General features: G+C 63.5%; 11 protein-coding genes. 6 read left to right on the forward strand and 5 right to left on the reverse strand.

Features of this window, described 5'->3' with window-relative positions; translation table 11 throughout:
* Positions 1-11: 11 nt before the first annotated feature.
* Complete coding sequence (gene parE / locus SxD43FB_RS16255) at positions 12-1,991, reverse strand: DNA topoisomerase IV subunit B (protein WP_096063083.1); 1,980 nt, start codon at positions 1,989-1,991, stop codon at positions 12-14.
* A 157-nt stretch (positions 1,992-2,148) separates the two neighbouring features.
* On the opposite strand from parE, the gene SxD43FB_RS16260 reads away from it, so the two are divergent.
* On the forward strand, positions 2,149-2,991 hold the full coding sequence (locus SxD43FB_RS16260; RefSeq protein ID WP_096063084.1) for an outer membrane beta-barrel protein: 843 nt from the start codon (positions 2,149-2,151) through the stop codon (positions 2,989-2,991).
* 87 nt (positions 2,992-3,078) lie between these two features.
* Here the strand turns inward: SxD43FB_RS16260 and SxD43FB_RS16265 are convergent, their stop codons facing one another.
* The gene (locus tag SxD43FB_RS16265; protein ID WP_096063085.1) at positions 3,079-3,780 is read right to left on the reverse strand and encodes a GcrA family cell cycle regulator; all 702 of its coding nucleotides are present in this window, start codon (positions 3,778-3,780) and stop codon (positions 3,079-3,081) included.
* Positions 3,781-3,896: 116 nt separating this feature from the next.
* Between SxD43FB_RS16265 and SxD43FB_RS16270 the strand changes: the two genes are divergently transcribed.
* Entirely contained in the window at positions 3,897-4,757 is an 861-nt protein-coding gene (locus SxD43FB_RS16270) for an ABC transporter permease (RefSeq protein ID WP_096063086.1), read from the forward strand.
* Positions 4,758-4,900: 143 nt separating this feature from the next.
* On the opposite strand, the gene SxD43FB_RS16275 is transcribed toward SxD43FB_RS16270, so the two are convergent.
* Positions 4,901-6,217, reverse strand: a complete 1,317-nt coding sequence (locus SxD43FB_RS16275) for a UDP-glucose/GDP-mannose dehydrogenase family protein (protein WP_096063087.1) — start codon at positions 6,215-6,217, stop codon at positions 4,901-4,903.
* A 168-nt stretch (positions 6,218-6,385) separates the two neighbouring features.
* Between SxD43FB_RS16275 and wecB the strand changes: the two genes are divergently transcribed.
* From wecB to SxD43FB_RS16295, 4 genes are all read left to right on the forward strand, one after another.
* A complete protein-coding gene (gene wecB / locus SxD43FB_RS16280) occupies positions 6,386-7,498 on the forward strand; it encodes a UDP-N-acetylglucosamine 2-epimerase (non-hydrolyzing) (protein WP_096063088.1) in 1,113 nt (370 codons plus the stop codon).
* Positions 7,499-7,576: 78 nt separating this feature from the next.
* Positions 7,577-8,872 carry a UDP-N-acetyl-D-mannosamine dehydrogenase gene (gene wecC, locus SxD43FB_RS16285; protein ID WP_096063089.1) on the forward strand — a complete coding sequence of 432 codons (1,296 nt, stop codon included), beginning with the start codon at positions 7,577-7,579 and terminating at the stop codon, positions 8,870-8,872.
* Positions 8,873-8,974: 102 nt separating this feature from the next.
* Positions 8,975-9,682, forward strand: coding sequence for a polysaccharide biosynthesis/export family protein (locus SxD43FB_RS16290; protein ID WP_096063090.1), 708 nt, complete (start codon positions 8,975-8,977; stop codon positions 9,680-9,682).
* Between the two features lie 62 nt (positions 9,683-9,744).
* Positions 9,745-11,772: a polysaccharide biosynthesis tyrosine autokinase gene (locus SxD43FB_RS16295; protein WP_255245764.1), complete on the forward strand. Its 2,028-nt coding sequence runs from the start codon at positions 9,745-9,747 to the stop codon at positions 11,770-11,772.
* Positions 11,773-11,884: 112 nt separating this feature from the next.
* On the opposite strand, the gene purQ is transcribed toward SxD43FB_RS16295, so the two are convergent.
* Both purQ and purS read right to left on the reverse strand, forming a co-directional pair.
* Positions 11,885-12,559, reverse strand: coding sequence for a phosphoribosylformylglycinamidine synthase subunit PurQ (purQ, locus tag SxD43FB_RS16300; protein WP_096063091.1), 675 nt, complete (start codon positions 12,557-12,559; stop codon positions 11,885-11,887).
* A 3-nt stretch (positions 12,560-12,562) separates the two neighbouring features.
* A complete protein-coding gene (gene purS / locus SxD43FB_RS16305) occupies positions 12,563-12,796 on the reverse strand; it encodes a phosphoribosylformylglycinamidine synthase subunit PurS (RefSeq protein WP_006959918.1) in 234 nt (77 codons plus the stop codon).
* Positions 12,797-12,813 lie beyond the last annotated feature (17 nt).

Genomic DNA, 12,813 nt, shown 5'->3' on the forward strand with positions numbered 1-12,813 from the left:
TTAACGCCGGTTCAAGCATCGATCGCTTCTTCGTCCACCGCCGCCGCATTCTCCTGAATGAACGCAAAGCGATGCGCCGGGTTCGTCCCCATCAGGCGATCGACCAGATCACGCACCCCCGCACGTTCCTCGACATCGGCAGGCAGGGTGATGCGGATCAGCATGCGTGTCTTGGGGTCCATGGTGGTTTCGCGCAACTGCATCGGGTTCATTTCGCCCAGCCCCTTGAAGCGGCTGACATCGACCTTCTTGCCCTTGAACTCCTTGGTCTGCATCAGCGCGGCGCGATGGGCGTCATCCTTGGCATAGGCGCTCTTGCCACCCGCGACGAGGCGATAGAGCGGCGGCTGGGCAAGGTAGAGATGGCCGCGCCGCACCAGTTCGGGCATTTCCTGAAAGAAGAAGGTCATCAGCAGCGTCGCGATATGCGCGCCATCGACGTCGGCGTCGGTCATGATGACGATGCGTTCATAGCGCAGATGGTCCGGATTGCAGTCCTTGCGCGTGCCGCAGCCCAGCGCCAGGATCATGTCGGCAATTTCCTGATTGGCCAGTATCTTCGCATTATTGGCCGATGCGACGTTCAATATCTTGCCGCGCAGAGGCAGGATCGCCTGCGTCTTGCGGTCGCGTGCCTGCTTGGCGGAACCGCCCGCCGAATCGCCTTCGACCAGAAAGATTTCAGCGCCTTCGGGATCGTCGTTGGAACAGTCCGTCAGCTTGCCGGGCAGGCGCAGCTTGCGCGAATTGGTCGCGGTCTTGCGCTTGACCTCCTTCTCCTGCTTGCGCTTCAAACGCTCGTCCATCCGGTCGAGCACATAGGCCAGCAGCGCCTTGCCCCGGTCCATATGGTCAGTCAGATAATGGTCGAAATGATCGCGGACGGCATTTTCCACCAGCCGCGCCGCTTCCGGCGATGTCAGCCGGTCCTTGGTCTGGCTCTGGAACTGCGGCTCGCGAATAAACACCGACAGCATGATTTCCGATGACGTCATGATGTCGTCAGCGGTGATGTCCTTCGCCTTTTTCTGCCCCACCAGATCGGCAAAGGCGCGAATGCCCTTGACCAACGCGGCGCGCATCCCGGCTTCATGCGTGCCGCCATCGGGCGTCGGGATGGTGTTGCAATACCAGCTATAGCTGCCATCCGACCAGAGCGGCCAGGCGACGGCCCATTCGACCCGCCCCGCGCCGTCGGGAAAATCCTGATTGCCCGCGAAAAAGACGCTGGTCGCGCATTCGCGGTCGCCGACCTGTTCCTTCAGATGATCGGCAAGGCCACCGGGAAATTGGAAGACAGCTTCCGTAGGCGTGTCATCGCTGACCAGCTCCGGCGCGCATTTCCAGCGGATTTCGACGCCCGCGAACAGATAGGCTTTTGACCGGGCGAGCCGGTGCAGGCGCGCGGGCTTGAACTTCTGTTCGCCGAAAATTTCGGTGTCGGGGATGAAACTGACCGATGTGCCGCGCCGGTTGGGCGCACCGCCGACCTTTTCCAGCGCAGTGACGGGCAGCCCCTGGGAGAAGCTTTGCCGGAACAGTTCCTTGTTCCGCGCGACCTCGACCACGGTGCTGCTCGACAGCGCGTTGACCACGCTGATGCCCACGCCATGCAGGCCGCCAGAGGTGGCATAGGCCTTGTCGGTGAACTTGCCGCCCGAATGGAGCGTGGTCATGATCACTTCCAGCGCCGACTTGCCGGGGAATTTGGGATGCGGATCGACCGGAATGCCACGGCCATTGTCGGTGATGGTCAGGCGGTTGCCCGGTTCCAGCGTGATTTCGATCCGCGTGGCATGCCCCGCCACCGCCTCGTCCATGCTGTTGTCGAGCACTTCGGACGCGAGATGGTGCAACGCGCGCTCATCCGTGCCGCCGATATACATGCCGGGACGGCGACGCACCGGCTCCAGCCCCTCCAGCACTTCGATGGCGGAAGCATCATATTCAGGGGTGGTTGATGGTGCGGCAGCGAACAGGTCTTCGGACATGACAATAGCTATAGGCGGGCAGGCGTGGCGCGCAAGCATTGTGTCTTATGCGGCACAGCAACGAAAAGTTACGATAAAGCGTGAAACAAACCCTGCATTCAGACCGTTAGCGCCGTGCAAGAGGGTTATTGACGCCCCCAGGCGAGGAGAATTTTACATGAAGTTGAGCCATTTTGCACCGCTCGGTGCCACGCTGGCATTTGTGCTGGCTACCCCTGTGATGGCGCAGGACAGCACCGGCGCGGTCGATTGGACCGGTCCCTATATCGGCGGTTCGTTCGGCTATAACTGGCAGAAGAACGACGGCGAAGAACATATCCGTTTCGATGCCGATGCCGACGGCGAATATGACGACGTCATTCGGACGGGCACTGGTGCCAATGCCTTTTCGCCGGGCACCTGCGGCGGTTCCGCCCGTGGCGCAACGCCGGGCGCAGGTTGTAACGACGACAAGGACGCCATCGGCTGGATGGGTCATGTGGGTTATGACCGTCAGTTCGGCAGCATCGTCGCCGGTGTGGTCGCTGAAGCCGGTAAGGCCTATATCAGCGACAGCGTGACCGAATATTCCACGACTCCGGCTTTCTATGAAATGACGCGCCGGATCGACTGGAATGGTAACCTGCGCGCGCGCCTGGGCTACACCACGCCCGGCGGCTTCATGCCGTACATCACTGGCGGTTTGGCTTATGCCAAGGTCAAGAACAGCTTCGCTACCAGCAATGGTGCCAACAGCTTCACTGAAGTCGATCGCAAGGAAGACGCCTGGGGCTACACCATGGGCGGCGGTATCGAAGCCAAGGTTTCGGACAATTTCTCGATTGGTGCTCGCTATCTGTGGACCCGCTACAATGTCGATGACTATCGCGTCGATGTCGGTGCAGGCAGCGCGCCTGCGACCAACCCGTTCCGCATCACCCCTTCGGGCGGCGCGAGCATGAATCGTGGCGACAAGTTCGACACGCAGAGCGTGATGGTCACGACCAGCTTCCGCTTCTGATCAAAAAAAGGGCGGTGGCTTTCGCCTCCGCCCTTTATCTATCGGACAATAAAAAGGCCGCCTTTCGGGGCGGCCTTTTTTTATGGATTATCGGACGCGCGGGCCGCCAAAGGGAAGCGGCGGGGGAGGACGACGCGTGCCGCGCGGCAACTGCGCCTGATAGGCGCGGCCGCAATGTTCCACGCAATAAGGGAAGCCCGGATTGACCGCGACCCCGCAGAAGTGGAAGTCGGGTTCGCCCGGATGACCCATCGGCCATTTGCAGATCCGCTCGGTCAGGTCGAGCAGCGACGTCTTGTCGGCAATCTCTGCACTGGGCTTGGCCGGAACCAGGCGACGCGGCGGCGCTGGCGGGATCGGCGCCTGCTGATCGCCCGGACCCTGACGCAGGAAGCCGCCCGGACCGACGGAAACGATGCGCGGCTGGGGCGGGGGAGGGGGCGTGTCGGATACCACCGGCTCGGCCGCCGGTGCAGCAGCCGCTGGCGGCGGCGTCGGCGCGGCGGCGCGCGGCGGTGCTGGCGTTGCAGGCGCTGCCGGCGCAGGCGCTGCGCGCTGCGCGGGCGCTTCGGGTTCGGCGGCTGCCACAGGCTTACGCGCTGCTGCAGCCTTTTTAGGCGCGTCATTGGCCTTAACGGGCGACGGGCGCGATTGCAGGCCCAGGCGATGGGCCTTGCCAATCACCGCATTGCGGCTGACGCCGCCCAATTCTTCAGCGATCTGGCTGGCGGTCAGGCCGCGCTCCCACATCCCCTTGAGCTGGTCGATACGCTCGTCGGTCCAGGACAATGAAAAACTCCTCACAAATTCCAATATGCTTCCCTATATGGGAACGAGCGCGTGAGGTTCAAATCCTTGAACGGCGCGCTTGCAGCACAACGCACCAGCCGATAGTCGATCCCACCATGAACGACCAGTCCAAAATTGCCCCCGCAACCCCGGTTGCCGCCGCCTTCGCCGAACCTGGCGTACCCGTGATCCGCAACATCAACTGGGCGGGAACGTGGGCGCTGTATCGTAAAGAGGTGCATCGCTTCCTGAAGGTGCAACTCCAGACGGTATGGGCACCGGCGATCACGACGCTGATGTTCCTGGTGATCTTCATCGTCGCGCTGGGCGGGAGCGGCCGGACAGTCGGCTTGCGCGGCGAAGCGGTGCCCTTTGCCGATTTCATCGCGCCGGGCCTGATCGTCATGGGCATGATCAATGCCTGCTTTGCCAATGCGAGCTTCGCGCTGATGGTAGGCAAGGTGCAGGGGACGCTGGTCGATTATCTGATGCCGCCGATTTCCGTCGGCGAACTGTTGTTCGCGCTGGCGGGGTCGTCAGTGACGCGCGCGGTGTTCGTGGGCTGCGCCTTGTGGGGAGCGATGGCGCTCTGGCCGGGCGTGCATGTGACCCCGGCGCATCTATGGGCGGTGGTCTGGTTCGGGCTGCTCGGCACCAGCTTCGTCGCCTTTCTCGGCGTGCTGACGTCGATCTGGGCCGAGAAGTTCGATCATGGCGCGGCGATCACCAATTTCGTGATCGGGCCGCTCGCTTTGCTGTCGGGCACCTTTTATTCGATCGACCGCTTGCCGCCCTTTTTCCAGGCGATCAGCCACGCCAATCCCTTCTTCTACATCATATCGGGCTTCCGCTATGGCTTCGTCGCGGCGGCCGATACCAACATCGTCGTCGGCAGCATCGTGCTGCTGACGCTGAACCTGATCTTCGGCGGGCTATGCTATGCGCTGTTGCGCCGTGGCTGGAAGATCAAGGCCTGACCGGTCAGAGGAAGGCCGCAAAGATTGGGATAACGAGCATCGCAACCCCGATCAGCAACGCTGCCAATATCCAATGATGCCAGCGGGGAAGGGCGCGGTCATCGCCGCGCCCTTCCTGCCATGGCCAGATCATAGCGGTCTGATCACTGGGTCGCGCCGCCGCCGACGCGCGCCAGCGTAAACCCCGCCTCGGTGACTTCGGCGAGCGGATAGATGTTGCGCAGATCGACGAGCGCATTGCCGTTCATCGCACTGGCGAGGCGCTTCATGTCGAGCGCGCGGAAAATATCCCATTCGGTGACCAGCACCAGCACGTCGGCACCCTCGGCCGCTTCATAGGCGTCCTTGGCCATGGTGACGCTGGGCATCATGGGGGCTGCGACCTCCATGCCCTCGGGATCATAAGCGACGATCTTCGCGCCCGCATCCTCCAGCGCCTGGACGATGGCGAGGCTCGGCGCATCGCGCATGTCGTCGGTATTGGGCTTGAAGGTCAGGCCCAGCAGCGCGACTGTCTTGCCACGCGCGTCGCCGCCCAGCGCCTTGACGATCTTGCGGCCCATGGCGCGCTTGCGCAGGTCGTTGACCTGGACCACCGTCTCGACGATGCGGATCGGCGTGTCATGATCCTGGCCGGTCTTGACCAGCGCCAGCGTATCCTTGGGGAAGCAGGAGCCGCCATAGCCCGGTCCTGCATGCAGGAATTTGGAGCCGATACGGTTGTCGAGGCCAATGCCGCGCGACACGTCCTGCACATCGGCGCCGACCGCCTCGCACAGGTCCGCCATCTCGTTGATGAAGGTGATCTTGGTCGCCAGAAAGGCGTTGGCGGCATATTTGATCAGTTCGGCGGTACGGCGCCCGGTGAACATCAGCGGCGCCTGATTGAGGTTGAGCGGGCGATAGACCTGGCTCATCACCGCGATGGCGCGTTCCGAGCCGGTGGTGCCGACGACAACGCGGTCGGGCCGCTTGAAATCGCCGATCGCCGCGCCTTCGCGCAAAAATTCGGGGTTGGACACGACCTGGATATCAAGGTCAGGCTTCAATTCCCGCGCGATTCGTTCGACCTCGTCGCCGGTGCCGACGGGCACGGTGGACTTGGTGACGATGACTGCCGGGCCATCGAGCGCAGCGACGATTTCCCGCGCTGCAGCATAGACATAGGAGAGGTCGGCATGGCCATCGCCGCGCCGCGAAGGCGTGCCGACAGCAATGAAGATCGCGTCCGCGCCCTTGACGCCCGCGGCGAGGTCCGTGGTGAAGGTCAGGCGGCCCGATGCGGCATTGTCGCCGACCAGCTTGTCCAGCCCCGGCTCGAAAATCGGCATCCGCCCCGCTTCGATCGCCGCGATCTTGCCCGCATCCTTGTCGACGCAGACCACATCATGGCCGAAATCCGCAAAACAGGCCCCTGACACAAGGCCCACATACCCCGTGCCGATCATCGTGATTTTCATGAGATAGTCAGGCTCCGTATAGAATTGGACAGGCGCAATGGCGGTTTAACATAGTCTTTCTATATTACAATTCGCCGCATTGCAGCAACGACACAAGCATAGCGTTTAGCCCCTATACACTTTTATCTGCCAAGGCAGGCCGGTCGGCAATCGGGCAAGGGATGAATGATGAAAGTCGCCATGGTATTCGGGACTCGCCCGGAAGCGATCAAGATGTTCCCGGTCGTCCACGCCCTGCGCGCGCGATCCGGGGTCGAGACACGGGTCATAGTGACCGCGCAGCACCGCGGGTTGCTGGACCAAGTATTGGCGATCGCAGGCATCGTGCCGGACATCGATCTCGACGTGATGGTGCCGAACCAGACGCTCGACGGGCTGACCGCCAAGCTGATCGTTGAACTCGGCAAGGCCTTCGACGCCGAAAAGCCCGACCGCGTCGTCGTGCATGGCGATACGCTGACGACCATGGTGGCCAGCCTTGCGGCTTATTATCGCAAGATTCCGGTGGCCCATGTAGAGGCAGGCCTGCGCAGCGGCGACATTCATCATCCCTGGCCCGAAGAGGTGAATCGCCGCGTGGTCGCCTGCATAGCCGACATGAATTTCGCGCCGACCCAGGCCGCGGCGGATGCGCTGCTGGCCGAGAGCCGCTCGGCAGCCAGCATCCATATTACCGGCAATACCGTGATCGACGCTTTGCTGGCGACGCGCGAGCGCGTACTGGCGGACCCGTCGCTGGCACATGGGCTGGATGCCTTGGCGGCGTGTTTCGAGGGCAAGCGGATTATCGCGGTCACCAGCCACCGGCGCGAGAATTTCGGCGGTGGGATGGAGGCGATCGCCCGGTCCATCGCCGACATTGCGGCGCGCCCCGATGTCGCGGTCATCTTCCCAGTTCATCCCAACCCCCATGTCCGGCCGGTCATGGATGCCGTGCTGGGCGACCTGCCCAATGTCGCCATGATCGAGCCGCTCGACTATCCGCATTTCGTCCGCTTGCTCGATATGTGCCATCTGGTGCTGACCGACAGCGGCGGCGTGCAGGAAGAAGCCCCGTCGCTGGGCAAGCCGGTGCTGGTGATGCGGGAGACGACGGAGCGACCCGAAGGGGTGGATGCGGGCACGGCAAAGCTCGTCGGCGCAGATCGCGACCGGATCGTCCGGGAGGTGCTGGCGCTGCTGGACGACAGCCAAGCCTATGACGCGATGGCGGGCGCCCATAATCCCTTTGGTGACGGCAAGGCGGCGGAGCGGATTGCGCGCGTCATCGCAGGGGAATAGGCCGCACCGTTACCGAAATATTCAGCCTTTCCGGGCAGAAGGTCGGCCAGATCATCGCCGTAAAAGGACTGCCACTTCATGCCCGTCGACACCAAGCAGAAGGTTTCCGTCATTGGCCTTGGCTATATCGGCTTGCCGACCGCCGCGCTGATCGCGCGTGGGGGCTGCCAGGTGGTGGGCGTGGACGTGTCCGCTCATGTGGTGGAAACGGTCAATTCGGGCCGGGTACATATCGAGGAGGTCGATCTCGACGGGCTGGTGCAGGGCGTCGTGGCGCGCGGCAATCTGCGCGCCTCGCTGGCCGTCGAGGAAAGCGATGTCTTCATCATCGCGGTGCCGACACCCGTGTCGGAAGACCATGCGCCCGACATCAGCTATGTCCTGCAAGCGGCCCGCACCATCGCGCCGGTGTTGAAGGTGGGCGACACGGTCATTCTGGAATCGACATCCCCCGTCGGCACGACGGAAGCGATGCGCGACGTGATCGGCGGCATGCGACCGGACCTCAAAATGCCGGGCCGGGGCGTGCAGGGCGACATCGCCATTGCCTATTGCCCGGAACGAGTCTTGCCCGGCCGCATCCTCGTCGAACTGATCGACAATGATCGCTGCATCGGCGGCATAACCCCACGCTGCGCGCGCAAGGCGCTGGGCTTTTATCGCCAGTTCGTGCGCGGCGCCTGCATCACCACGACCGCGCGTGCGGCCGAAATGGTCAAGCTCGTCGAAAACAGCTTTCGTGACGTGAATATCGCCTTCGCCAACGAATTGTCGGTCATCGCCGAGAATATGGACATCGACGTGTGGGAGGTGATCCGTCTCGCCAACCGCCATCCGCGCGTCAATATCCTCTCGCCTGGTCCCGGCGTCGGTGGCCATTGCATCGCGGTTGACCCCTGGTTCATCGTCCACAGCGACCCTGAAAATGCGCGCATCATCCGCACCGCGCGCGAAGTGAATGACGGCAAGACCGACTATGTCGTGGCCAAGGCATCCGACATGATCGATGCGTTTCCGCATGAAGACGTCGCCTGCCTCGGCTTGGCCTTCAAGGCGAACATTGATGATTTCCGCGAAAGCCCGGCGGTGAAGGTCGCTGCCCGGCTCGCGCGCCGCTATGGTCGCCGCATCAAGCTGGTCGAACCCTATGCCCAGGCATTGCCGATGGAATTTGCCGGGACCGGCGCGGAATTGATGGATCTCGATACGGCTCTGGAACAATGTGGCGTATTCGTCATTCTTGTCGATCATGACATGTTCAAATCGGTTCCCGTCGACGAGCGCGCCGACAAGGCGGTCTATGACACGCGCGGCATCTGGTCGGATCAGCCGCGCCGGATCGCGGAGCCTGCGCCGGGACGCATGGCACTCTAAGCGCCGGGGGCCATCCTCGGTCCGTCCCGCCTTTGGTTGCCATGTCCCTGTCGCGTCGCTAACCCCCGGTTTCAATTGGGGCATGACGGGGTGGCAGCGCCTATGACGCGCACGAACAGCATCAAAAATGCGATTGCGACACTGGCGGCCTGCGGGCTCGTCGGCGCATGCGCGACCGTGGAGGATGCGCCGCGCGGCGACGCTGCCTATGCCATCGTGCCGCCCGCGCCTGCCGTCGCAGTCGATTATCGCATCGCGCCCGACGACGTGCTTCGTATCCAGGTCTATCATGAACCCGGCTTGTCGCTGGAAGATGCGCAGGTCAGTGCGAGCGGCATGGTCCGCATGCCGCTGATCGGCGATGTCCCCGTGGCAGGGCTGTCCGCCGGGGACGCCGCTGATGCCATCGCCGCACGATTGGGCGAACGCTATCTGGTGTCGCCGCAGGTCACCTTGTTCGTGAAGAAGGCGGTGGGCCGGCGTGTGACGCTCGACGGCGAAGTCCGCGAACCGGGCTTGTATCCGGTCGAAGGACGGCTGACGCTGAGCCAGGCGGTGGCGCTGGGCAAAGGCCCGACCCGGCTCGCCAGCCTCTCGCAAATCGTCGTAGTGCGGCAGATCGAAGGCCAGCGGCAGGCCGCGATGTTCGACCTCGGTGCCATCCGCAAGGGCGAAGCGCCCGATCCTGAAATTCTGCCGGGCGACAGCATTATCATCGGCCTGTCACGGGCCAAGGCGATCATCGGCGGTGGCCTGATCGCGTTGCCCGCTCTGGCGACGGGCTTCATCGCGCTGGATGGAGGGCGATGATGACGCCGATCTTGACCGAGCGCGATCTCGACGCGACGCCGGGCCATGGCCGCGCCGCGCGGATGACGGCTGCGGCCCGGCGAGGTTGGCTGGTGCTCCGTCGCCATCGAGTCATCCTGTTCGTCACCATGGCGTTGTGCCTGTTGGCTGGCGTCTTGGCGATCCTGATGTCCACGCCGGATTATCGCGCGACGGCCTCGGTCGAAGTCGAGGATGTGCCGGCCGGGGCTGCAGGCACGGACGCAACGCCGCGCACGGCGACCGACAATATCGAAGCGATGATGCAGACCGAACTCGAAGTGCTGCGCAGTCGTACGCTCGCCGAGGCGGTGGCCCAGGATCTGGCGCTGGTCGGCACGCCGACCTTTTTGAAGGGCATGGGGCACAGACGTCCGACTGGCGGCACCGGGAGCCTGAGCCAGCGCCAGGTCGAGCAGGAGCAGGTGGTAGCGTTGCTGCGCGACAATCTGGAAGTCGAACTACCCGGCAAGTCGCGCGTGTTGCGGATCAGCTTCGTCAGCGCCGACCCTGTTCTATCGGCGCGCGTCGCGAACAGCTATGCCGACAATCTGATCAGGGCTGATCTGAAGCGCGGGTTCGAATCCGGGGTACAGGCCCGACGTTTCCTGCTGGGCGAACTGGATGGCGCACGCCGCGATCTGTCGCGGGCGGAACGCGAAGTGGCGGTTTATGCTGCCCGATTGGGGATGGAGCCGGGCAAGGATGCACCGCCATCGGAAGATAGCATCACCACCCGGCTGGCGCAGCTCAATGCCTTTCGCGCGCAGGCGCTGGCCGACCGCATCGCCGCGCAAAAGACATGGGAAGGCGCAAGGCGCGCGAGCGTCGAGACGCTGCCCGAAGTGTTGAACAATGGCGCGATGCAGACTTTGATGGCGGAGCGGGCGCAGGCGCGCGCGGCCTTGGTCGAGGAACGGCAGTTCCGCAAGGATGCTCATCCCGAAATGCGCGAAGCCCGTGCGCGCCTCGCGGCGCTGGATGATCAGGCGGAGGAAATGGCCAACCGCATCCGTGCCTCTCTCAAAGAACGCTATGATGTCGCCGTCCATGGCGAAACCCAGATCACTGCCGAAATCGCGGATCTGGAGCGGCAGGGGCAGGCGGCGCAAGGGCGCGACGTGCAACTGGGCATCTATGAACGCTCGGTCGATACCTATCGGATGCTGCATGACAGCCTGCTCCAGCGCTATCGCGACATGGCCTCGCAAGCGGGGTTTCAGGCCGGGCGTATCCAGCCGCTCGACCGCGCCGCCGTTCCGACCAAGCCCTTTTCGCCGCGCATCGGCGTGACCTTGTTGCTGGCAGCGATCGGCGGCATTGGTCTTGGACTGCTGTTGGTCGCAGCGCGTCACATATTCGATGATGCGGTAACGTCAGCCGATACGCTGGCCGAGCGGGTTGGCCTGCCTTTGCTGGGTTCAGTGCCGGTAACCGGCGACAATCCGCAACCGCCGGAGATTTTCGCGCCCATCGCCTCGTCGCTGCTGCTGGCATCGGCGGCTGGTTTGCCACGATCCATCCTGGTCACCAGCGCGCAGGAAGGGGAGGGCAAGTCGCTGACGCTTCATGCTCTGGCATTGGCCTTGGGCCGGATGGGCAAGCGCGTGCTGGTGATCGACGGCGACATGCGCCGCCCGGTCCAGCACAGCCTGTTCCGCGTTACGCCCGCACGCGGCATAAGCGAAGTGCTGACCGGGCAGGCGAACGCGCAGGAGGCGATCATCGACAGCGGCGTGCCGGGCGTGTTCCTGCTGCCTTGCGGCGCGGTGCCACCCAATCCAGCCGAGTTGCTGGCGACCCCGGCACTGGACGCCCTATTGGATGCGGTGCGCGACCAGTATGATACGGTGCTGATCGACGCGCCGCCGATCCTGGGCCTGGGCGACACGCCTCTGCTCGCCGCGCGTGTGCAGGCAAGTCTGTTGGTGGTCGAATGGGGCCGCAACCACCATGGCGGCCTGCGCGCCGCCGTGGAGCGACTGCGCCAGGCTGGCGGCACGCTGATCGGTGCAATCCTGACCAAGCAGCAAGGTCGCATGATGGAATATGATTATCACCGGGGCGGGTAGCATTCTCCCACATCCGTTCGGCCTGAGCGTGTCGAAGGCCCTTACTGCTTAATAAAAAAGCGCCGTCCCGGTGGGAGGCGCTTTTTCTTTATGCTTCAGTGTGACGAGCAGGTCAGGCCCGCGCCATCAACCCTTCGACCAATCCCTCGAACAGGCGCTTGCCGTCGGTCGCGCCATGGGCTGGCTCGATCACCCGTTCGGGGTGCGGCATCATGCCCAGTACATTGCCCTTGTCGTTCAATATGCCCGCAATGTTGCGCGCGGACCCGTTCACGCTTTCCGCATAACGCAGCGCAACCCGGCCTTCGCCTTCCAGCCGGTCGAGCGTCGCGTCATCGGCGAAATAATTCCCGTCATGATGAGCGACGGGATAGGAAATACGCTCACCTGCGTCATAGCGGCTGGTGAAAGCGCTCTGCGCATTCTCGACCGTCAACGCGACGTCGCGGCAGACGAAATGCCCACCGGCATTGCGCAGCAGAGCGCCGGGCAGCAAACCGCTCTCGGTCAGCACCTGGAACCCATTGCAAACGCCCAGCACGAACGCGCCGCGATCGGCTGCCTGTGCCACTGCCTGCATTACCGGCGAACGCGCTGCCATCGCCCCGGAGCGCAGATAGTCGCCATAGGAAAAGCCGCCGGGCACGCCGATCAGGTCGATATCGTCGGGCAATTCCGTATCCCGATGCCACACCATGACTGGCTTGGCACCCGTCGCCGCCTCGAACGCCACTGCCAGGTCGCGGTCGCAATTGCTGCCGGGAAAGACGATGACCGCGCTCTTCATGGCTCAGGCAACCTTTTCGATGCGGTAGTTTTCGATCACCGTATTGGCCAGCAGCTTGCGGCACATGGCGTCGATATCCTCGTCGCTGGTGCCATCGGCCAGGTCGAGTTCGATCAGCTTGCCCGCACGCACGTCATTGACGCCGTCGAACCCCAGGCCTTCAAGCGCATGATGGATCGCACGGCCCTGCGGATCGAGCACACCGCCCTTGAGGGTGACGAAGATACGGGCTTTCATGAAGGGCGAACTCCTTG

Origin of the sequence: Sphingobium sp. D43FB (assembly GCF_002312805.1) — a bacterium.
GTDB lineage: Bacteria > Pseudomonadota > Alphaproteobacteria > Sphingomonadales > Sphingomonadaceae > Sphingobium.

Bases quoted from the DNA above. Each gene is read 5' to 3' on its own strand.
- purQ (WP_096063091.1), bottom strand. From the start codon at position 12,559: ATGAAGAGCGCGGTCATCGTCTTTCCCGGCAGCAATTGCGACCGCGAC.
- wecB (WP_096063088.1), top strand. From the start codon at position 6,386: ATGAAAGTCGCCATGGTATTCGGGACTCGCCCGGAAGCGATCAAGATG.
- SxD43FB_RS16260 (WP_096063084.1), top strand. From the start codon at position 2,149: ATGAAGTTGAGCCATTTTGCACCGCTCGGTGCCACGCTGGCATTTGTG.
- parE (WP_096063083.1), bottom strand. From the start codon at position 1,991: ATGTCCGAAGACCTGTTCGCTGCCGCACCATCAACCACCCCTGAATAT.
- SxD43FB_RS16290 (WP_096063090.1), top strand. From the start codon at position 8,975: ATGACGCGCACGAACAGCATCAAAAATGCGATTGCGACACTGGCGGCC.
- SxD43FB_RS16270 (WP_096063086.1), top strand. From the start codon at position 3,897: ATGAACGACCAGTCCAAAATTGCCCCCGCAACCCCGGTTGCCGCCGCC.
- wecC (WP_096063089.1), top strand. From the start codon at position 7,577: ATGCCCGTCGACACCAAGCAGAAGGTTTCCGTCATTGGCCTTGGCTAT.
- purS (WP_006959918.1), bottom strand. From the start codon at position 12,796: ATGAAAGCCCGTATCTTCGTCACCCTCAAGGGCGGTGTGCTCGATCCG.
- SxD43FB_RS16275 (WP_096063087.1), bottom strand. From the start codon at position 6,217: ATGAAAATCACGATGATCGGCACGGGGTATGTGGGCCTTGTGTCAGGG.
- SxD43FB_RS16295 (WP_255245764.1), top strand. From the start codon at position 9,745: ATGACGGCTGCGGCCCGGCGAGGTTGGCTGGTGCTCCGTCGCCATCGA.